Raw genomic sequence first — 21131 nt, 5'->3', positions numbered from 1 at the left:
GCCGACGGTTGCACCGGCGCGCCCGGGTTCGAGGGGAGGCACGGAGATCGCGGCGTCATCTGCGGAGACATCAGGAGCCCGGACCGTACCGTTGGCGGGACGATCCGTCGCGCTCGTACACGAGTGGTTCGGTGCGACGGGCGGCTCGGAGAACGTCTTCCTCTCGCTACACGAGATACTCCCGCACGCCACCGGTTTCGTGCTCTGGCGGGACCGGGACGCCCGACGTGGACTCGAGTTCCGGGAGTCCTGGCTCGGCCGTACGCCGCTGCGCCGGGCCAAGGCACTCGCCCTGCCGGTGATGCCGCTCACCTGGCGTACCCTGACCCGGGAACGGTTCGACGTCGTCATCTCGTCGAGCCACGCGTTCGCGCACACGGTGAAGCTGCCGCAGGACCGGGGCACCCGCTACCTGAGCTACGTGCACTCACCGGCCCGCTACCTGTGGAGTCCCGACTTCGACGGGCGCGGCTCCGGCGGGCTGCTCGCACTGCCCCGAACCGCGTTGCGGCGTACCGACCGACGACTCAGCCGGCACGTGCACAGCTACGCCGCGAACTCGGCCGAGGTGCGCTCGCGCATCCAGCGGTTCTGGGGGCGGGACGCCCGGGTGATCAACCCACCCGTGGACGTGGACTACTACCGGGACGCGCCCGCACCTCAGCGCCGGCAGAACCGCGACTACCTGCTCGGGGTGGGGCGTTGGATCCCGTACAAGAACTTCGATCTGATGATCGAGATCGCCGACGCCGCCGGCCTGCCGCTGGTCATCGCCGGTTCCGGGCCGGCGGAGGAGTCGCTGCGCCGGGCCGCCGCCCGGGTACGGGTGCCGGTCACCTTCGAGCATCGCCCGTCCCAGGAACGGCTCCGCGAACTGTACTGGGGTGCCAGGGCACTGCTCTTCCCCGCGCACGAGGACTTCGGCATCATCCCGGTCGAGGCGATGGCCTGCGGCACACCGGTGCTCGGCGTCCGGCGCGGCGGTCTGCTGGAGACCGTCGTCGACGGGGAGACCGGCTTCCTGCTCGACTCCCCGGACCCGCGCCGGTACGCCGACGCGCTGCACCGCCTCGACGAGCTGGACCCGTCCCGGATCTCCGCCCGCGCCACCGCCTTCTCGGCGGAGGTGTTCGCGGCCAACGTGGCGTCGTGGGTCACCGATGAAGCGCACTGACCGGTTGCCCGGCTCCGGTACCGCCGTCCGCACCGGCCGCTGGCCAACCACTCCGGTCGTCGCCTCGGTGGTGGGAGGCGCGGTGATCGTGCTCCTCGGCGTCACCACCGTGCTCCCCCGGCCCACCGTGGCCGGGGTGCTCGGCCTGGTCGTGGTGGGAATCTGCCTGGCCGCGCTCTACCATGCCACCGTCGCCGAGTCCTTCGCACCCGTTGCGGTGACGTTCTGGGCGTTCGTCGGCGTCTGGGTCGGCTTCGCGCCGCTGCTACAGATCCGGGACCGTCGACTCCCCTGGCCCGACCTGCCGCTGTACCAGCACTACGTGACGGCCCAGGTGATCCTCATCCTGGCCGTCACCGCGTACTGGGCCGGGTACGCCCGCCGGCTGCCCGCGGCCCGGAGGGTCTCGTCGGGGCGTCTCCAGGTCACCGTCGAGAAGGCGGTCGTGCTGACCGGGCTGGCCGTGGTGATGGCGGTGGTCTGCCTGCCCCGCACCGGCGGGCTGGCCGTCCGGTTCACCAGCCGGGACGAGCTGCAACGCGCCATCGAGCAGGCCGGGTTGCGCGGCGGCCAGGATCTCGCGCTCCTCGGGCTGTTCAGCACGCTGCCGGCCGCGACCAGCGTGGTCGCGCTGATCCTCTGCCTGCTCTGCTGGCGCAACCGTGGCTACGCCGACTCCAGGGCACGGCTGATCCTCGCCCTCGCCACGGCCGTCGCGGTCGTGCTGAACCTCGTCTACAACAACCCGCTGACCGCGAACCGGTTCTCGTCGTTCAGCGTGATGCTCGCCGCCGGCCTGGCACTGGTCAGGCTCCGCCGGCAGCGCTGGCGGACGCTCTTCTCGGTCGGGATGCTGCTCGGGCTCGCCGTCCTCTATCCGCTGGCCAACCTGTTCCGCAACGACCGGTCACGCGGGAACCTACGGCTGGGCCTGGACGCCTACTACACCTGGGACTTCGACGGATACCAGCAGACCGTCAACGCCGTCTTCTACGTCGACAGCCAGGGCCACACCTGGGGTCACCACCTCATTTCGGCGCTCTTCTTCTGGGTGCCGAGGTCACTGTGGGAGGGCAAGGCGATCCCCGCCGGAAACGTCGTCGCGGACAGCCGGGGTTACGAGTTCCAGAACCTGGCCCTGCCGTTCTGGGCCGAGGTCTTCGTCGAGTTCAGCCTGGTCGGCGTGATCGTGCTGTTCTTCTGCTACGGCAGGCTCGCCCGGCGACTCGACAGGGCGTTGAACTCCTCGCCGGCACACCTGCCGGTCGCGCTCGCCGTCATCTTCGCCGCCTGCCAGATCGGGCTGTTGCGCGGACCGCTCGGCGCGCAGATCCCGTTCGTCGGTGCCGCGTTCGTGGTGCTGCTGGTCGGGGTGCTCGGCTGGCGCGGCCGGAGCTGGGGCCTGACCCGGCCGGCCGATGACCCCGCGACGCCGGAGCCGGACAGGCCGGCCGAGCAGGCCGCAGGGCCGAACGAGCTGGGCGAACATGCCACAGGGCCGAACGAGTCGGCGGAGCCGGGCACGCCGAACGAGCCGGGCGAGCCGGTCGAGCCGGTCGACCCGGCCGAGTCAGGCAGGGTCGGTGAGTCGGGCAGGGTCGGTGAGTCGGGCGAGCTGGGCGAGTCGGGCAAGCTGGGTGAGCCGGCCGAGTCGGTTCAGGTGCCGAGATGAGCCGGCCGAGGGTCGCGGTCCTCGCCGACTGGTGGTGGCCGAACCTGGTCGGCGGGGCGGAGCGGTCCGCCAGGTCCGCAGCGCTGGAACTCGCCCGGACCGCCGAGGTCGCGGTCTTCGTCCCGGCGCGGGCCGACGAGGTGTACGACGACGGGCCGCTCGTCGTGCACGCCGTGCGGCGGCCGTACGCCCGGCGGGTGCACGCCGACTCGGCACTGCGCCGTGCCCTTGAACTGCTGACGGCGTGGCTGCTGCCGGCGGTCGCGTCCAGGCAGATCCGCGCGCTGCGGGCGTACCGGCCCGACGTGGTGGTGGCGACGAACATCTCCCGTACCGGCCCGTGGCTGCTGCGCTGGGCCAGGGCGAACGGGGTCCGGCTGGTGCGGTCGTACCACGACCTCAGCGACACCTGCTGGCGACGGTCCCGCCGTCGAGGCGACGAGAACTGCGCGGACATCTGCGCCGGCTGTCGAGTCAAGACCGGGGTGATGCGCCGGGCCACCCCACCGGCGACAGTCGCCGTCTGCGTCTCCGGTTTCGTCCGGGACGAGTTGCAACGGGCCGGGCTGACCAGCCCGCAGACCAGTCTGGTGGCCTACCCGCTGGTCGGTACGGCGACGGTGGCGCCGCAGGCGTACCGCCCCGACCCGGCGCGTCGGGTTCTCGGCTATCTCGGCCGGATCGCCCCGGTGAAGGGCATCGAGGCGGCGATCCGCACCGCCGCCGCGTACCAACGGCACACCGGTACGGCGGTCACCATGCTCGTCGCCGGTGAGGGGCAGCCGGACTACCTGCGACAGTTGGCCGATCTCGCCGCCGCCCAGCAGGTCGAGGTGGACTTCGCGGGCCGGCTGGAGGTCGAGGCGTTCTGCGCCCGGATCGACGCGGCGCTGATCCCGTCCACCTGGATGGAGCCGTTCGGCCGGGTGGCGGTGGAGGTGGGCGGTCACGGTCGGCCCATGCTCGTCGCCCGGGTCGGCGGACTGCCGGAGGCCGCCGCCGTCTCGGGTGGACGGTTCGCCTTCGCCGACTTCGCGGATCCGGAGGCCGCCGCCCGTACCCTGGCGGAGCTGCTCGCCGGAAAGGCCGAACCTGCGGGCCTGCCCGGCCGGGGCAAGGTGCTCCGGCTGGAGCAGGGCGTGGTGACCGCCGTCGCGCGGGCCCTGGCGGGCCGACCCGGTACCCGGCAGGGGCGACCGGTATGACGGCGGAGACGGAGGCGGCGGCGACTACCGGCGGGACCACCCGCTCCGGCGGACGGTCCTGGTCGGCGTTGGCCCTCACCATGGGCCAGCTCGCACTGATGGCCACCAGCCTGGTCTTCAGCCTCTCCCTCGGCTACGCGGGCGGGCTGGCCGCGGTCGGCGCCGTCGCACCGGCGATGCTGGTCTTCCAGCTCAGCTGCGGTGTCCTGCAACGTACCCTCGCCGAGGCGACACTCTTGGCGAACGCCAGTGAGGGTCGACCGGCCGATCGGGCGACCTGCCGGTGGTCGGTGGCCGCCGCGCTGGCCGGCGGCCTGCTCGGCGCCGTCGCGGCGTTGCTGTCCAGCCTCGCCGTCCCCGACGTACCGCTGGAGTTGGTCCTCGGCTACGCGGCCGGCATCCCGTTCGTGATCGCCCTCGACATCGGTCGGTCCGCCGCGGTGGCCGCCGGTGCGGCCCGGTCGGCGTTCCTTGAGTCGGCGATCTGGCTGGTCGTCCAGGTCACGGCGGCGCTCTGCTTCGCGGCGTTGCGCTCGCCGCTGGGCATCTGTCTCTCCTGGGCGGTGGTGAACGCCGTGTTCCTCCTGGTCGCCGCCCGCCGGCCCGACCGCCGGCCGGCGCTGCGCGGCCTGCTGCCGTGGATCTGGTCCCGCCGGTCGGTCATGGGAGCCGCCTCGCTGGACGCCTTCGCGGTCGGCGTGACGCCGGTACTGGCCATCGGGGTCACCGCGTTCGTCACCACGGCCGCCACGCTCGGTGTGATCCGGGTGCTGCAACAGGTACTCGCCCCGCTGGCGTTCGTCTCGATAACCGTCCGGCGGGTGCTCATCTACCGTCGGCGCAACGACGGCGGCAGTACGGTCTGGCAGGATCTCCGCGACGGTCTGCTGTCGCTGGCCCTGATGGCCGTCGGTGCGCTGCTGCTCGGCCTGGCGGTGCTGCTCGGTCGACGGATCGTACCCGCCCTGGCCTTCATCCCGGTCGGCGCCGCACTTGTCGCGGCGGGCGTGGAGAAGGCGGCGCTCGGTTTCTCCTACGGCTGCTCGCTGAGCAGGTTCGTCCGGGGCGAGTTCGACGTGCTGCTCCGGGCCCGTTACGTCATGCTCGGCCTCACCGTGCTCGCGGCACCGCTGATGACGCTTCGCTGGGGTGCGACAGGCTATCTCGTCGGGTCGGCGCTCGGCATGGTCGGTTACTCCCTTGTGCTGTTGGCCCTGCCGGACCGTCGGCGGGCCGTACCTCCGGCCGGGTCACGGCCCGGGTTTTCCTGACCGGAGTCCGTCGCCTATGTTTGCTGTATGACCGACGTCGTCGCACTCCTGCTGCGTCGGGCCGGTTTCGGTCCCACCGCCAGCGAGTTGTCCGCGGCGAAGCAGGCCGGCTACAAGGCGACCTTGTCGGCCCTGCTCTCCCCCGCCGGCCCGGACGTCGGCGCGACAAGTGCCCCGATACCGGTGCTGGCCCGGGATCCCTACGCGGGACAGCGCGATCCCACGCCGGAGCAGAAGGTCACCTTCGAGCGTCGCCGGGAAATCGAGACCGAGCAGATCACCCGGTGGTGGGTGGACCGGATGACCGTCGCCAGCCACCAGGCGGTGGAGAAACTGATCTTCTTCTGGCACGGCCACTGGGCCACCTCGATCAAAAAGGTCCGCAGCCCCCAGCTGATGATGGTGCAGCACCGCACCTTCCGGCAGTCGACGGACTTCGTGACGATGGCCCGGCAGATGGTGGTCGACGCGGCGCTCTCGCTCTATCTGGACGGCAACCGCAACACCCGGCAGGCGCCCAACGAGAACCTCGCCCGCGAGCTGTTCGAGCTGTTCATGCTCGGGATCGGCCAGTACACCGAGAAGGACGTCAAGGAGGCGGGCCGGGCCCTGACCGGCTGGCGTTACAGCCTCGCCCAGGAACGCTCCATCTTCAACCAGGCCGAACACGACGGTGGCAGCAAGACGATTCTCGGCTCGACGCTGGACTTCAACGCGGCCACCCTGATCGACCTGCTGTTGGCCCAGGAGGCCTGCCCGCGGTTCATTGCCTCCCGGCTCTGGTTCCGCTACGGATCGTCAACACGTCCGCTACCGGACGCGCTGCGGGACAAGATGGTCGCCGCGTTCCCGATCCCGATGGCGATGCTCAAGGTGATGTTCTCCGACGACGCCTTCCAGGCGACCAACGGCGACATGGTCAAGCAGCCGATCGAGTGGTTCATCGGTGCCCTGCGGCAGCTCGGGCTCCGACCGGCGGCCCTGCCGACGGAGACCCACGACGAGCTGCTCAAGATCCTGGAAGACCTGGGCCAGCTGCCGTTCGCACCGCCGAACGTCGGCGGCTGGCGGGCCGGTGGCGCCTGGCTGACCTCCGCCGCCGCCCAGGTCCGGCTCCGGCTCGCCGGCAAGATCGCCGAACGGGCCGAGGTCGACCGGCTGACCCCGGAGAACCTGGCGTACCTGCTCTGCGTCGACACCTGGTCCAACCGGACCTACGCGGTGCTGCGCGACGCGGCCAGCGATCCGCGCCGGCTGCTGACCCTCGGCCTCGTGAGCCCGGAATACCTGGTGGCCTGAGATGATGGACATACACACGCGACGCCGCTTCCTCCTCACCTCGGGAGTCGTCGGTGCCGGTGCGCTGGCCGCCGGTGCCGGCACGATGGGCCTGGTCCAACTGCTCCGGACGGCGGACAGCGCCCGAGCCGCCACCGACGGCAAGCTCGTGGTGGTCACCCTCTACGGCGGCAACGACGGTCTCAACACCGTCGTGCCGTACGCGGACTCCGCGTACCATGCGGCCCGGCCCGAGCTGGCCTACGATCCGGCCGAGGTCCTGCACCTCGACGATCGGCTGGGGCTCAATCCGAAGATGCGAGGGCTGAAGAAACTCTGGGACGAGAAGCGGCTCGCCATCGTCCTCGGCGTCGGATATCCCCAACCCGACCGCAGCCACTTCCGGTCGATGGACATCTGGCAGACCGCCTCACCGGCCAGCCCGGTGCCGACCGGCTGGGTGGGGCGATGGCTGGACGGCACCTCCGCCGCACCGGAGACGGCGGTGAGCTTCGAACCCGTACTGCCGCCCCTGCTGGCCGGGGAGAGCCGGGCCGGCGCCTGCGTCAGCCCGGCTGGGCTCAAACTGCCGAACGGGATAACGCCGGAGATGATCGCGGCGCTGGGTCGGGCCGAGTCGGGCGAGCCGGCGCTACGGGCCCGGGCCGCATCCGCGTACGCGGACCTGCTGCACGTGGAGCACCTGATCCGGGAGGCGGAGCAGGTGCCGAGGGACCCGGCCGGCCAGGAACTCGAACTTCTCACCACCGGCACCGGCCGGACGAGTTCCCTCGGTACCCAGCTCGCGCTCGTGGCGCGCTGTGTCGAGGCGGGGGTGCCGACCCGGGTCTACTCGGTGAGCCTGGACGGTTTCGACACCCACGCGGACGAGATCGGCGCCCACGAGAGCCTGCTGAAGCGGCTCGACGACGCGCTGTCGGGTTTCGTCGCCCGGATGTCGCAGACCGAGGCGGGCCGGCAGGTGACGGTGCTGGTCTACAGCGAGTTCGGCCGGCGGGTCCGGGCGAACGCCTCGGACGGTACCGATCACGGCACCGCCGGTCCGGTCTTCGTGCTCGGCCACCGGGTGGCCGGCGGGTTCTACGGCGAGCAGCCGAGCCTGGCCGACCTCGACGACGGCGACCTGAAGTGGGGCCTGGACCTGCGTTCGGTCGTCGGCACGCTGCTCGACTCCGTGTTGGACGCCGAACCCGAGCGCTATCTCGACGGCTTCAAGGCCAAGCGGCTGCCGCTGCTGCGACCCGCCGCCTGACGTCGCCGCCGCTACGGCCCGCCGCATGATGTCGCCGCCGCTGCTGCGACCCGCCGCTTGGCCCGGCAGTGCTGGCGCGGATCAGCGGCCGCCGCCGCGAAACACCTCGGCGATCGTGCGTACCAGCACCTTCGTGTCGAGCCAGAGCGACCAGTTCTCGATGTAGTAGTTGTCGAACCGGGCCCGGTCGGAGATCGGGGTGTCGCCGCGCAAGCCACTGACCTGGGCGAGACCGGTCAGACCGACCGGCACCCGGTGCCGCATCGCGTAGTCGGGGTGCTCGGCGGAGAACTTCTCCACGAAGTACGGGCGCTCCGGGCGGGGACCGACGACTGTCATGTCGCCGCGCAGGATGTTCCAGAGCTGGGGCAACTCGTCCAGGGAGGTACGGCGCATGAAGCGGCCGATCGGACCGACCCGGCGATCGTCCGCGATCGACCAGTTGGTCTGTGACTCGTGCTCGTCCCGGGGCCGCATGGTGCGGAACTTGATGACCTGGAACGGCTTGCCGTACTGCCCGATCCGCTCCTGCCGGAAGAAGATGCCCCGGCCACCATCGAGGAAGGTGAGCATCGCGCAGAACAGGATGATCGGGCTGAGCACGACGATCGCCACGGAGGCGAGCACAAGATCGGAGGCTCGCTTCACCGCCCAACGCGGCCCGGAGAGGGTGGTGTAGCGGATCTGCACGACCGGGATCGCTCCGATGTGGTCGGGCATCCCGCCTGGTGAACGGGACCCCCAGAGCCGCTGCACCGCCCAGAGGTCGCAGCCGGCACTCGCGGGGCGGCTCAACAGTTCCATCAACGCTGCTTCCGGACAGTCCGGGTCGGCGATGATGAGCACGTCGCACTCCGTCATCGCGATCAGCTTCTCCAGATCCTCCAGGCTGCCGATCAGCGGCGCCGAACCTGGCAGGCGGCGGTGGGTGGCGTCGACACATCCGGCGAAGCGCAGGCCGTAGCGGGGGTTGCGCCGGAGCAGCCGGGCCAGTTCCACCGAGATGGGACCGCTGCCGATGATTATTGCGTTGTGCTCCACCCAGCGTCGCTGGCGGGCCAGCACCACCGCACGTCGGGTGATCGTCCGCCCGACGATGACCAGGCCGGCGGAGAGCGCGATGCCCCGCATGAAGCCCGCGACGTACTCGACCGAGCCGTGCCGCATCGCCGCGATGATCGCCACGGTGCCGGCGGAGGCGAGCAGCCGACCGCAGAGGGTGGGAAGTTCGTCGAGGATGCTCATGTGCCGGCGACCGCGGTAGAGCCCACCGGCCGCGAAGATGGTGACCGTGAGGCCGGCGGCGAACAACGTACCCCGCCAGTAACGGTCGGTCAGCAGCAGCGGAACCAGTAGGGCGAACAGGTCGACCGGGGCGGTCACCATCCAGGCCCGCAGGCCACGGGTCCGTTTCGAGGTGGCGGAGCCGGCGTAGGGAAGCACGGCGGTGGTGTCCAGTCCGGGCTGGAGCCCTGCCCGGATGGGCTCGTCCGCCGCGCGAGGGCGTGGGACCGTCCGCTGGTCGTCCACGACCGGGCGGGACTGCTCCACCGGCTGCGGCGCCAGCCGGCTCGCGTCGTGACCCAGCGCACCTGCCGTCGCTGTGCCGGGCTGCGCTGCCGGCCATCTCGTCATCTCCATGACCTCCCCCGGTGCACGGTCACGGAGGTCCCGAGGCCATGCGAAGTCGCCAGCAGGATACGGCCAGGTCGCGCGTGTTTCCAGGCCCACCCCCACACCGTCCGGCGAGACCCGACCGGTGTCGATCCCGTGGTACGCGTCGACGGGGCCGTGTCCCGGTGGAGCGTCGACGCCGCAGTGGCGACCAGGGCTGGCTCCCGGTCGACACTCCGTCGTGGACTGTGGAACACGGCGGCTGGTGTGCCGGCTACTTCTTGGCGTTGCTCAGGATCTCCGGTACCGCGTCCCGGCGGACCGCCTCGTAGAACTTCTTGGCCTTCTCCCGGTCGGCGAAGACGACACTCTCGCTGCCGACCCGACCGGTGCCCTGGGTCGGACTCGTCACGAAGGTGAGGTTGCTGCTGCGCAGATGCCGCAGCTCCATGCCCATGTCGAGCATCGAGAGGGTCTTGTCGACCGAGACCGCGTCGGCAGAGGCCCGGATGAAGGAGTTCAGCTTGCCCGGGTTGGCGAGGGTCCCGCCGGAGGCCGCCTTGTCCAGGATGGCCCGGATGACCTGCTGCTGGTGCCGGATCCGGGCGAAGTCGCCGTCCTTGAACGCGTAGCGCTCCCGGGCGTAGTCCAGCGCCTGCGCGCCGTCCATCATCTGCGTGCCCTTCTTGAACTCGCGCTTCCCGCTCGGCAGCAGCGAGTGCGTCGAGGTGAAGCTCTCCTCGACGGTGATCTGCACCCCGCCGAGCGCGTCGACGATCTCCTTGAAGCCGGCGAAGTCGATGAGCGCCACGTTGTCGACGCGGACCCCGGTGAACTTCTCGACCGTCTGCACCATCAGCGGGATGCCGCCCCAGGCGTAGGCGGCGTTGATTTTGGCGTCCCGGCCGCCGTGCTTGCCGTCCTTGGACTTCGGCACGTTTACCCAGGTGTCCCGGGGGATCGAGACGAGTTGGGCGCTCGACCGGTCCGCCGGCAGATGGGCGAGGATGATGGTGTCGCTGCGCGATCCGCCGGTGCTGGACGGGTCACGGGTGTCGCTGCCGAGGATCAGGATGTTCTTGGCGTCCTTGGCCACCTTGACCGGGCGGGACTCCTCCGGGACGGCGTCGAACGCCTCGACCCGCTCGATGCCGGACTCCAGCGACCGGACGTAGAGGCCGGCCGCGACCGCGCCACCCCCGCCCAGCATTGCCAACACCAGCAGGGTGATGAGGACGATCCGCCTGGTGCGCCGTCGCCGCCGTTTCGGAGTCGGTGCGCCCGGGGACCTCCCGTCCGGTGTCACCGCGATGACCTCGGTGGAGTCGGACTCCGCGAGTTGGGGTTGGTGTGGCATGGCTCGATGCTACTGACCGGTGCAACAGGCCAGTGGCCGGGATCCGAGGCGGACACGGCCTGTCCGGCCGGTACCACTGCGTCGCAGGTCAGCACGGGCACGGCCGACGGACGGTCGCGCATCGTGCCGATGACCTCCGGCGAACCGGTCGTCGGCCGGCACGGCCGGACGGCGGCATATGGGAACGGCGACACCCGGAACGGCGGCCGTGCACGGCTGTGCCGGGACCGGTCCTCGTGGCCGGACGGCCGGCGGAAGCGCCTGTCGTATAGCCGTCAGGTCGGCTCTGCGGTGCCGCGTCGTCGGCGGTTCCGGCCGGCTCGACGACCTCGTACTTTCCGGCCGAGTATCGCCATTCCCGTGCCGCGGGCCAGCCGGATCGGTGACAGTGCGAGGCGGAGGCGGGTAGGACGAGGCGGAGCATGGTGGGGCGGCACGAGCGGAACGGGAACAGCGGGTCACCGCCGGAGCAACAGACGATCACGTTCAGCCCGTCGGCCGAGTTCCCGCCGCTGAACGAGACCGAACTGGCCGCCCTGCACGAGGTCGGCCAGCGGTGGCGGGCGGACCTGCGTGGCCGCCCGCCCCGGGACGCGGTACTGCCGCTCGATCCGAACCTGGAGCAGTACCGGCACACGCCGACGCCTGGTCGCTTCCACCGACTCGGCCGGATCGAGATGTTCCGGACCGAGCGACGGGGACAACTGACCGCGACCGGTTCGGCGAGCACCCCGGACACCCGGTTCGGCCGGCTCAGTACCGCGCTCCGACGCACCCTGGTCGGACCGCCGCTGGCCAGCACGGCGGTGCTCCAGGAACGGATGCGGAAGCTGATCGCGCTTCCGGTGCTCTCCTCCGACCTGCTCTCCTCGGTGGCGTACGGGCCGGAGGCGATGCTCGCCATCCTGGTACTCGCCGGCAGTGGCGCGCTCGGACTCTCCCTGCCGATCGCCGCCGCACTGGTGATACTGATGATCACGGTCGGCACCTCGTACCGGCAGACGGTCTACGCCTACCCGCACGGCGCCGGCTCCTACCTGGTCGCCTCCGACAGCCTCGGTCCCCGGTTCGGTCTCGCCGCCGCGGCCGGACTGATCCTCGACTACGTGCTGACCGTCTCGGTCTCGGTGGCGGCCGGGGTGCAGGCGATCACCTCGGCGCTGCCCGGACTCGCCCCGTTCACGGTCCCGTTCGGGCTGCTGGTGATCGCCGGGCTGCTCGCCGGCAACCTGCGCGGGGTACGGGCGGCCGGGAGGATCTTCGCCGCGCCGACGTACCTCTTCATCGCCGCCATCGGACTCCTCTTCGTCGTCGGGGTGGCCCGGGCGGCGGGCCGGGGCTTCGAACCGGTCCCGCCGCCACCGGTCGGCGCGGTGGAAGGGCTCGGCCTGCTGGTGGTGCTCCGGGCCTTCGCCTCCGGCGCCTCCTCGATGACCGGAATCGAGGCGGTCGCCGACGCGGTGCCGGCGTTCCGGCCGGTCGAGTGGCGCCAGGCGCGGACCACCCTGACCTGGATGGTCGGGATCCTGGTGGTGCTCTTCGTCGGGCTGACCCTCCTGTTCCACTTCAACGGGCTGGTCCCCCGGGCAGACGAGACACTGCTCTCCCAACTCGCCCGCGAGACGTTCCGCACCGGGCCGTGGTACGCGCTGATCCAGGCCGCCACCACCCTGGTCCTGCTGCTGGCCGCGAACACCGCGTTCAACGACTTTCCCCGGCTGCTCTTCTTCATGGCCCGGGACAGCTACGCCCCCCGACAGTTCCTGCACATGGGCGACCGGCTCGCGTTCAGCAACGGGATCATCGCGCTGGCCGTGGCAGCAGCCCTGATATTCGTGGCGTTCGGCGGCTACACCCAGTCGTTGATCCCGCTCTACGCCGTCGGGGTCTTCCTGGCCTTCACCCTCTCGCAGAGCGGCATGGTGGTGCACTGGCGCCGACGCCGGGAACCGGGCTGGCACTGGCGGGCTGCGCTGAACGCGACAGGCGCGGTGCTCTGCGCCCTGGTCCTGGTCACCGCCGCGATCACCAAGTTCGTCGAGGGCGCCTGGGTGGTGGTGGTCGCCGTACCACTGCTGGTGCTGCTCTGCCTGCACATCCGGTGGCACTACGACGCGATGCGGCAGGCGCTGACCCTGCCGAACACCGCCGCCGGCACCGACACCGGCCCCGATCGGGCCGGTCGACCCGACGGCGGGATCGGGGACGGGCGGGTCGGCGCGGCGGAACAGGTTCCCCGGCCCAACGAGGTGGCCGAGACGACCGGGCCGGGCGACCTGCGGGTCGACCTGACCCCGGGCGAGGTACGGCACCTGGTGGTCGTACCGGTGGCGCGGCTGAACCTGGCGGCGCTGCGGGCGCTGGCGTACGCGGCCTCGCTCGGTCAACCGGCCTTCGCGGTGCACCTCAGTCCCGAGCAGGGCGAGGCCGACCGGTTCCGTCGGCAGTGGGAGACCTGGGGCGATCACCTGCGGCTGGAGACGATCATCTCGCCGTACCGGACCGTGATCGCGCCGCTGGCCCAGTACGTCGAGGCGCTGCACTCGGTCCGTCCGGAGGTCACCCTGACCGTGGTGGTACCGGAGATCGTCGTCCGGCACCTGTGGCACCAACTGCTGCACACCCGTACCGAGTTGCGGCTGCGTCGCGCGCTGCGGGACGTACCCGGGGTGGTGGTCACCAGCGTCCCCGTCCACCTGCCCGAATAGCCTCCGGGACGTCGCGCCGGGGGGTATCGCCGGCACGCCGCTCGGATGATCGCATCCGCTCCGCCGACCACCGCCCGGTCCCGCCCTCGACCGTTCGGTCGGGTTGCTGCCCGATCGAGGATATTCATCACCATGGACCGGCGTGTGGGCCGGGTGGGTGTGAGGCGCGCAGGCCAAACTGTCACCGTGGAGGCGCAGCAGGTACTCGGCGGCCGCTACCGGCTCGAAGACCAGCTCGGCCGGGGCGGCATGGCGGTGGTCTGGCGGGCCCGTGACGAGGTCCTCGGTCGTCCGGTCGCGATCAAGCTGCTGGCCGGCCCGCACGCCCGGGACCCGGTGTCGAGACGCCGGATCCGGCACGAGGCGCGGGCGGCGGCGGCGCTGTCGCACCCCAACATCGCCCAGGTGTACGACTTCGGCGAGTCGGTCACCGGCCTGACCTGCGTCCCGTACGTGGTGATGGAACTCGTCGAGGGCGGCACCCTGGAGCAGCGCCTCGCGGCCGGGCCGCTGCCGGCGAAGGCCGTCTTCCGGATCTGTGCCGAGGTGGCAGCGGCGCTCGCCGCCGCGCACGACCGTGGCCTGGTGCACCGGGACATCAAGCCCGGCAACGTGATGGTGACCCCGTCCGGGGCCAAGGTCGTCGACTTCGGCATCGCCGCCGCGGTCGGCACCGGCGACGCGGACGAGTGGGGTGACGAACTGCTCGGCACTCCCGGATATCTCGCCCCGGAACGGATCAGCGGGGACGCCGTCGTGCCCGCCTCGGACGTGTACGGCGTGGGAGTTCTGCTCTACCGCCTGCTGGCGGGACGCCCGCCGTGGAGCGCGGAGACCGCGACCCAGATGCTGCGGGCCCACGTGTACGTCGAACCGGCGCCGCTGCCACCGCTGCCCGACGTACCGGCGAAGGTCGTCGAGCTGTTGGAACGCTGCCTGGACAAGGATCCGGAGCGGCGTCCGGTGGCCCGCGAGGTCGCCGAGGTGCTCGCCCGGGCCGCCGGGGTACGGATCGTCGACGACGAACTCGCGCACTCGCTGGCCCCGGCCGCGGTTGACGGGGAACCCTCGACCGTGCTGGTTCCGCGCGCCTCCGGTGGCCGGGGCGCCCAGTTCCGCGCCGGAGTGCTGGCCACCGGCGCGGCGGCGGTCGCCGTCACAGTGCTGCTGCTCTGGCTCGCCGATCCGCTCGGCTCGGGAGTGGACGGGCGCAGCGGCGTGGCGCAGCCCGGTCCCAGCAACCGGCCGACCGTGGAGACCGGCCCGACGGGGAGCACCGGCGGCGGGTCCGGCACCCCACCGCCGGGCCCCGGAGCGCTGACGCCACTCGTCGGCGCCCCGGGAACTTCGCCGAGCCCCGTACCCGGTCCGGTGACCGGGTTTCCCCCCGGCGGACAGCCGGGCGGGGTGCCGGTTCCCGGTGACCCGCTCGGCGAGACACCGACCGGACCGGGCGAACCGCCGCCGTCGACGCCGGATCCGCCATCGCCGTCGACCTCGACGCCGGACGGGAGGACGCTGACCTCGGAGGGTGGCTCCGTGCAGGCGACCTGCACCGGCGGCGGCGCCTGGCTGCTGTCGTGGACGCCGAACCGCCCCTACCGGACGGACGAGGTCGAGCCGGGACCCGCGTCGGTCACGATGGTCAGGTTCCGGCACGGCAACCGCAGCGTGCGGATGACAATCACCTGCATCGACGGAGTGCCGTCGACCGCCAACACCTCGGAGTGACGGGTCGGGACACCCCGCCGGCCAGGCTCACAACCGGCTGGCGACGGTACGGGCCACCTCCTCCAACGGCTTACGGCTCTCCTTCGGGTCGTTGAGCAGTACCAGCCTGACCGCGACCCACTGGCCACCCTTGTTCAGGAAGACCGCGCCGTCCTCGGCGTACGCCTCGTCGCCGACCCCGGACAGCTGCCAGATCTCGTGTCCCAGTTCGCGTTCGATGTCGAGGAACTTCTTCGCCCCGTCCCCGACGTAGACCTCCACCTGCGCGGTCGGGCCGGTGACCGGTCCGGTGTAGGTGCACGTGTCGCGGACCGGTACAGCGTCCTCCAGCGGCGTACCGGCGAGCTTCTCGGCCTCCGCCTTGGTGACCAGGGCACACGCGTCCGCCGGCCCGGCCGCCGGTGGTTCGGCCGGGGGTTCCGCCGAGGTCGGCTCGGTCACCGGGTCGGCACCGGTGGCTGCCGGCGGGGCACCCTGCGGGGCGGCCGGCTGGTCCCCGCCGAACCGGATGCACCCGGTGGTGAGGGCGAGCGCGAACGCGGTCAGGGTCACCAGTACCGGGCGGCTACGGACGATCATCAGGGGGTTCCTCTCAGCCCACACAGAGCGGGACGTTCGGCAGGGTCTGGGCGGCCCGGTGGATCGGCCAGAGCTGCTCGCTCTCCAGTTCGAACTTCAGCTTCGTCGGCAGCAGCTTCTGCAGCGCGTTCAGCGCCACCGAGGAGACGGTGATCCCGAATCCGCCGCCGACCTTGGCGTTCAGGCTCGCCGACACGCAACGGGCCAGCGGGGCACCCAACGCCGAGCCGTTGGTGACGCCGATGTCGACCACGAGCTTGGCGTACGGGCCGGCGAACGCGGCCGGGATGCCGAGGCCGAACTGGATCTTCGTCTCCACCGCGAAGGCGAGCCCGCTGGGGCCGATCGAGATGCCGGTGATCGAGTCCATGATGCTGCGCACCGTCGAGAGGCTCGGCTTCTGCAACGTACCGCTGACCACGCCGAGGACACCCTTGAACGCCCACTCCCCGCCCGCCGTGACAGTGGTGTTCCGGCCGCTCAGTCCGGTGGCGACGATGAACTTCCAGGTGTTGCTGAAGACCAGCGGCTCACCCGGTATCGCAATGTTGATCTCGACCGGTACCTCGACCCGGACCTTCTTGTTGTCGTCCGCGCCGTTCGCCGCCCCGGCCGAGATGTCGACCGAGATGCTCTGGATGCCGTCGACCGCGAAGGTGCTGCTGCCGACCCGCCCGTTCGAGATCGGCACGTCGGCCCGAACCCGCAGGTCGGCAACGTTCATCGCGAAGTCGATGTAGACCTTGAGGCTCTCGCCCGCCGCGTACCCGACCTTCAGGCCGAGCTTGCCCGGTGTCCGGTACGGCTGTGCCTCCCAGCTTCCGACGCTGACCGCGAAGTTCCGCTCCCGAGCCGGCGGCAACCGGCCACCGCCGGCCGGGGCGAGCCGGACCGGCGGCATCGCCAGCACCATGGTGCCGTCATCGTCCTGCGCCCCCGCCGGCAGAGCCGGCCCGACCGGTGCAGCCGGCACGCTCTGCCTGACCGGCATGCTCTGCACCGCCGACGCGCTCTGCACCGCCGGCATCGCCTGCACCGCCGGTACGGTCTGGACGGCTGGCACCGTCTGGACGGCCGGCATCGCCTGCACGGCCGGCATCGTCTGGACGGCCGGCATCGTCGCCGCCCCGGGCCAGTCGCCGTCGGTGCCACCGAAGACGATCGGGGTGCTCGCGTCCTTCGGCGACCGCGTCCCGGTCGGCACGCTCACCGCCCCGGGCAACCCCGGCACCTCCTGGTACGCCAGGCCAGCCTCGTCCAACCGCCGCTCGGTGCGGAAGTGCGCGTCCCGGAACACCTCGGTCAGGGTCACCGGAGACACGGTGACGGCGAGTTCGTCCCCGGTGCGCCGCGCCTGCACCACCCGACCGACCGCCCGGCTGGTGGCGTACATGATCCGGCCCGGTTCGAGGTCGTCGGCGCCCGGCGCGTCCGCGTCGATCACCCAGGTGGTGCCGTCCGCACTGGCCGACCGGATCACGTCCGGCCCACCCTCGACGAGCACCACGTCCGGCTGGTACCTGATCGACCTGTCCCGGCTCGGGCCGTAACCGTAGGTGCGGCCGGCCTCGCTCGCGGCGGTCCCGCCAGACGGGGCGCCGTCGCCGCCGGGGCGGAGCCCGCACGCCGCCATCCCGACCACCAGGGCGGGCACCACCAGCAGCGAGCCACACCACCGCCGCCAACCGCGCATCCGCCGCCTCCGCCCTCGACCCGCCGCGTCGGGCGGGCTGCCACCGGCGACCCCGCCGGCCGGCGCCGCGCCGTCCGGGCTCCATGATGGGCGGCGATGTTCGGAGGCGGTTCAGGAATCGTTCAGGGGCCGGCGGCCCCGGTGGTGGCACCGGGAAACGCCGCCGGCTCCACCTCGATCTCCCGCATCCGGTCCAGATAGTCCTGGTAGCGGCGCGCCGCCTCGCCGTGCCGCCCGGTCGCCGACAGCGCGGCGACCAGTCCCAGGTGTGCCGATTCGTCGTAGCGGTCCTCGGCGGTCAGTCGCAGGTACCAGCCGACCGCCGCCTCCGGCCGGCCGTTACGCAGGCACCGGCGGGCCAACCGGCGAACCAGTTCGCGGTGCAGCTCGGCCAGGGCGGTACGCGGACGGCCCACCCAGTCCCCGGTCACCTCGCCGTCGTCGCAGAAGTCCCCGGTGTACATCCCGACGACCGCCTCCAGCCGGCCCAGTATCTCCACGCCACCCGCCTCGTCCGGCACCTGCGTCACGCCGTCGGGCCCGGTACGCCGCTGCGCCGGGCTCGCCCCGTCCGCCGCGATCGCCGAGCGGGCGGCGTCGTGAAACCGCACCGCGTCCACCGAGACCCGTTCCGGGTTGATCCGCACCGTCGCCGGATCGGTGTGCAGATATCTGTCGGCCGGATGTCGCCGCTCCGGGTCCAGCACGGCGCGGACGGTCGAGACGAGCACCGACAACCGGCGCAGGGCCACCTCCGAGGGGGTCTCCGGCCAGAGCACGGCAGCCACGGTCTCCCGACCCAACGGACGGCCGAGCTGACCGGCCAACACCTTCACCAGTTCCCGTGCCCTGCGGGACTGCCAGGCCGCCGCCGGTACCGGCACCCCGGCCAGCCGTACCACGAAGTGCCCCAGGGTCTGCACCTCGACCTCGGGCACCGGCGCCGGCCCGATCGCCGCCAGCGCTCCGGCGACGTGCCAGGCACCCTCGCGTACGCCCAACCGGTGCAGCCGCTGGCAGGCGACCTCCTCGGCCGGCCGGTCCGCCCCGAGTCGCGCCCGCAGCAGCGCGTTGGTGGCCAGCGCGACCTCGTTGCCGCCGTCGGCCCAGATCTGCGCCGCCTCGGCCAGCGCCACCGCCGGCGCCGTCGACCCCGGTCGGGACGCCGGGCGGCCCGAGGTCCGGCCGGCGACCGGGCCGCTGACGTCACCGGCCGGGTCCACCCCGCTGCCGAGTCCTGCGAGCGCGGCGAGTTCGATCGCCTCGGCCAGCCCGGCCGGGTCACGCCGGAGCCCCGCCTCCGCCCGGGCCCGCGCGGCGTGCCGGCGGGCCGCCTCGACCTGCCCGGAGCAGAGGGCCACCCAGCCGGCGGCGAGTTCGGCCACGGTCGGACCGTTGGCGCTCGGCATCGCCAGGGCGCGGCTGGCGTACTCGGCGGCCAGGGCCGGATCGTCGGCGTACCGGGTACGGGCCAGGCCGGCGCACGCCTCCATCAGCACCTGGGCGTTGCCGTCGGGTTCCGCCATCGTCAGCGCCGCCTGGTAGGCGGCCACCGCCTGGCTGGTCGAGCCGCAGACCCGGTGCACCCGGGCGGTCAGCAGCAGCCCGAACGCGGCCAGCGGTGAGCCGTCACGCTGCCAGAGGCTGAGCGCCGCGTCGGAGTCGGTCCGGGCCCGGGGCAGTTCGCCGAGTCCCAGCCACGCCTCGGCGCGGTTGTGCAGGGCCAGTGCCAGCAGCAGCCGCTGCCCGGTCCGCTCGCCGAGCCGGATCGCCGCGCCGAGTTCCTCGGTCGCCGCCCGGTACCGGCCCTCCTCGACGAGCCGTGAGCCGACGTTGCAGTGGATCCGCAACTGCTGGACCAGGTCACCGGCCCGGACGGCCGCGGCCAGCGCCCGGGCATACGCGTGCTCGTTGCCGGCCCGGTCACCCGCGCTGAACGCGGCCAGCGCCCGGGCGACGTACGCCGCCGCGATCGCCGCGTCGTCCCGGCTCTGCTCGGCCAGCCGGACCGCCTCGTCGGCGAGTTCCCTGGTCCGGGTCCGGTCGCCCCGGGCCCAACGCACCGCCGCCCGCCCCGCCACGACCTGCGCCTGGTCCGCCAGCCCCGCCGGAGTCGCCTCACCCGGTGCGGCGCGTTCGAGCAGCGCCTCCGCGTCGTCGAACTCGCCACGCCGGTGCAGCAGTCCGCCGAGTTGCCAGGCCAGTGCCGCCGGCAGGGGCAGGTCGGCGGGTACCGCCGCCAGGTAACGCAACGCCTCGTCGTGCTGCCCGTCGCGTACCGCCGACTCGGCGAGCACCAGGTCGGCGTCGGCTGTTCCGGCGGGTCCACCGAGGACCAGCCGGGCCGCCCGGAGCGGGGCGGGGTCACCGGTACCGAGCCGATCGGCCAGTTGGCGCACCACCCGGTCGTACGCCAGCAGGTGCCGGTACCGTGCCGCCGGACCGGTCCGGCACAGCGCCGCCAGCACCCAGAGCGCGGCGAGGTCGGCCTCGTCGAGGGTCGACCACACGTCGACTCGCGGCCGGCCCGACCGGCCGGGCCGGACCGGTGCGCCGTCTCCGCCGGCCCAGGGCGGATCCGTGCCGGCGGCGAGGCTGACGATCGAGCTGACCACACCCGGCCAGGCGGCACAGTCCAGCGCGGCGCGCCGGATCGCCGGGTCCGCGGCGGCCGGGCCCGCCGGGGCCAGCAGTCGGCGTACCTCGGCCTGGGTGAGCGCGAGGTCGGCCGCTCCGATCTCGCCCAGCCGGCCGGCGGACCGCAGGGAGTCGACCGGGAACGGCACCGGGTCACGTCCGGCGATCACCAGTACCGTGCCGGCGGGCAGTCCGGCGGCCAGCGTCTCCAGCAGGGTGGCGGCCGGCCCGGCGTCGAGCAGGTGCACGTCGTCGAGGACCAGCCGGACGACCCGGCCAGCCGGGCCGGTGGCGGCGGTGGTCAACGCCTCGACGAGCAGCCCGCCGAGCCCGGTCGGATCGTCCGGCACTCCGGCCACGTCGGGGCCCACCGCAGCGTCCGGCACGCGCGCCGCCTCCGGCAGTCCGGCATCGTCCGGCACGCGCGCCGCCTCCGGCAGTCCCGCAGCGTCCGGCACCCCGGCCACGTCCTGCGGCGCCGTCGACGGCACCTCGACGCCGACCCGCCGAAGCGCCGTGCCGATGGCGCCGAACAGGTGTCGCGGATCGCGGTCGGCCGGCAGCAGGCCGTGCCAGGCCGTCGGTCGTCGGCTCGCCCACTCCCGCAGCAGCGTCGTCTTGCCGGTCTCCGGGCCGGCGACGACGGTCACGAACCGGCGGACGGCCAGCCGGTCGAGGCGCCGGACCAGTCTCGGCCTGGGCGGCACGGCCCGGTCGGAGCCTCCGCCGCCGGCCGAAGCCCGTCCCCCACCGGTGATCACGGCACGAGGTCGTCCCGGCTCAGGTCTGCCGCCTCGCCATCCGGCTGCGCCATGCCGGCTCCCTCCACCTCGCGGACCGCCTCGCCTGACATGATCCAACAATCCGGCAAGGTACGGTGGCGCCGCGCTGGACCGGGCGACGCCGCTGGCAGCGGGCGACCGGGTGGATGGCGCCTGG

Annotated in this window: 13 protein-coding genes; 8 read left to right on the top strand and 5 right to left on the bottom strand. The window is 72.5% G+C overall.

Annotation, left to right across the window (positions count from 1 at the left end):
• Nucleotides 1–91: 91 nt before the first annotated feature.
• Genes CLT71_RS02695 through CLT71_RS02670 form a run of 6 tightly spaced genes read left to right on the top strand, consistent with a single transcriptional unit; the run spans nucleotide 92 to nucleotide 7873 of the window.
• Nucleotides 92–1174, top strand: a complete 1083-nt coding sequence (locus CLT71_RS02695; protein ID WP_486483006.1) for a glycosyltransferase family protein — start codon at nucleotides 92–94, stop codon at nucleotides 1172–1174.
• Nucleotides 1161–2846: an ICP22 family protein gene (locus CLT71_RS02690; RefSeq protein ID WP_101365691.1), complete on the top strand. Its 1686-nt coding sequence runs from the start codon at nucleotides 1161–1163 to the stop codon at nucleotides 2844–2846. The genes CLT71_RS02695 and CLT71_RS02690 overlap by 14 nt, the downstream gene beginning before the upstream one ends.
• Nucleotides 2843–4051, top strand: a complete 1209-nt coding sequence (locus CLT71_RS02685) for a glycosyltransferase (RefSeq protein WP_101365690.1) — start codon at nucleotides 2843–2845, stop codon at nucleotides 4049–4051. The genes CLT71_RS02690 and CLT71_RS02685 overlap by 4 nt, the downstream gene beginning before the upstream one ends.
• On the top strand, nucleotides 4048–5322 hold the full coding sequence (locus CLT71_RS02680) for a hypothetical protein (RefSeq protein ID WP_101365689.1): 1275 nt from the start codon (nucleotides 4048–4050) through the stop codon (nucleotides 5320–5322). Before CLT71_RS02685 ends, CLT71_RS02680 begins: the two co-directional genes overlap by 4 nt.
• Before the next feature lie 27 nt (nucleotides 5323–5349).
• A complete protein-coding gene (locus CLT71_RS02675; RefSeq protein ID WP_101365688.1) occupies nucleotides 5350–6621 on the top strand; it encodes a DUF1800 family protein in 1272 nt (423 codons plus the stop codon).
• A gap of 4 nt (nucleotides 6622–6625) precedes the next feature.
• Nucleotides 6626–7873, top strand: coding sequence for a DUF1501 domain-containing protein (locus CLT71_RS02670; RefSeq protein ID WP_101371081.1), 1248 nt, complete (start codon nucleotides 6626–6628; stop codon nucleotides 7871–7873).
• 81 nt (nucleotides 7874–7954) lie between these two features.
• Here CLT71_RS02670 and CLT71_RS02665 read toward each other — a convergent pair whose 3' ends face one another.
• Together CLT71_RS02665 and CLT71_RS02660 are read right to left on the bottom strand one after the other, a co-directional pair.
• Nucleotides 7955–9508: a sugar transferase gene (locus CLT71_RS02665; protein WP_486483005.1), complete on the bottom strand. Its 1554-nt coding sequence runs from the start codon at nucleotides 9506–9508 to the stop codon at nucleotides 7955–7957.
• A gap of 253 nt (nucleotides 9509–9761) precedes the next feature.
• The gene (locus CLT71_RS02660) at nucleotides 9762–10844 is read right to left on the bottom strand and encodes an LCP family protein (RefSeq protein WP_101365687.1); all 1083 of its coding nucleotides are present in this window, start codon (nucleotides 10842–10844) and stop codon (nucleotides 9762–9764) included.
• Nucleotides 10845–11266: 422 nt separating this feature from the next.
• On the opposite strand from CLT71_RS02660, the gene CLT71_RS02655 reads away from it, so the two are divergent.
• Nucleotides 11267–13552, top strand: a complete 2286-nt coding sequence (locus CLT71_RS02655) for an APC family permease (RefSeq protein WP_101365686.1) — start codon at nucleotides 11267–11269, stop codon at nucleotides 13550–13552.
• A 186-nt stretch (nucleotides 13553–13738) separates the two neighbouring features.
• A complete protein-coding gene (locus CLT71_RS02650; protein WP_486483004.1) occupies nucleotides 13739–15283 on the top strand; it encodes a serine/threonine-protein kinase in 1545 nt (514 codons plus the stop codon).
• Nucleotides 15284–15310: 27 nt separating this feature from the next.
• Here the strand turns inward: CLT71_RS02650 and CLT71_RS02645 are convergent, their stop codons facing one another.
• From CLT71_RS02645 to CLT71_RS02635, 3 genes are all read right to left on the bottom strand, one after another.
• Nucleotides 15311–15862 carry a hypothetical protein gene (locus CLT71_RS02645; RefSeq protein ID WP_101365684.1) on the bottom strand — a complete coding sequence of 184 codons (552 nt, stop codon included), beginning with the start codon at nucleotides 15860–15862 and terminating at the stop codon, nucleotides 15311–15313.
• Nucleotides 15863–15875: 13 nt separating this feature from the next.
• Nucleotides 15876–17555: a hypothetical protein gene (locus tag CLT71_RS02640; protein ID WP_101365683.1), complete on the bottom strand. Its 1680-nt coding sequence runs from the start codon at nucleotides 17553–17555 to the stop codon at nucleotides 15876–15878.
• Between the two features lie 122 nt (nucleotides 17556–17677).
• The gene (locus tag CLT71_RS02635; RefSeq protein ID WP_143743343.1) at nucleotides 17678–20899 is read right to left on the bottom strand and encodes a BTAD domain-containing putative transcriptional regulator; all 3222 of its coding nucleotides are present in this window, start codon (nucleotides 20897–20899) and stop codon (nucleotides 17678–17680) included.
• Nucleotides 20900–21131: the final 232 nt, after the last annotated feature.

It is taken from the genome of Plantactinospora sp. CNZ320 (assembly GCF_002846275.1).
Note: the sequence above shows the minus strand (reverse complement) of the source record. Positions and strands in the feature narration are given on the sequence as shown.

Coding starts and splice junctions, on each gene's coding strand:
- CLT71_RS02690 (WP_101365691.1), top strand. CDS start 1,161: ATGAAGCGCACTGACCGGTTGCCCGGCTCCGGTACCGCCGTCCGCACC.
- CLT71_RS02685 (WP_101365690.1), top strand. CDS start 2,843: ATGAGCCGGCCGAGGGTCGCGGTCCTCGCCGACTGGTGGTGGCCGAAC.
- CLT71_RS02680 (WP_101365689.1), top strand. CDS start 4,048: ATGACGGCGGAGACGGAGGCGGCGGCGACTACCGGCGGGACCACCCGC.
- CLT71_RS02675 (WP_101365688.1), top strand. CDS start 5,350: ATGACCGACGTCGTCGCACTCCTGCTGCGTCGGGCCGGTTTCGGTCCC.
- CLT71_RS02670 (WP_101371081.1), top strand. CDS start 6,626: ATGGACATACACACGCGACGCCGCTTCCTCCTCACCTCGGGAGTCGTC.
- CLT71_RS02665 (WP_486483005.1), bottom strand. CDS start 9,508: ATGACGAGATGGCCGGCAGCGCAGCCCGGCACAGCGACGGCAGGTGCG.
- CLT71_RS02660 (WP_101365687.1), bottom strand. CDS start 10,844: ATGCCACACCAACCCCAACTCGCGGAGTCCGACTCCACCGAGGTCATC.
- CLT71_RS02655 (WP_101365686.1), top strand. CDS start 11,267: ATGGTGGGGCGGCACGAGCGGAACGGGAACAGCGGGTCACCGCCGGAG.
- CLT71_RS02645 (WP_101365684.1), bottom strand. CDS start 15,862: ATGATCGTCCGTAGCCGCCCGGTACTGGTGACCCTGACCGCGTTCGCG.
- CLT71_RS02640 (WP_101365683.1), bottom strand. CDS start 17,555: ATGCGCGGTTGGCGGCGGTGGTGTGGCTCGCTGCTGGTGGTGCCCGCC.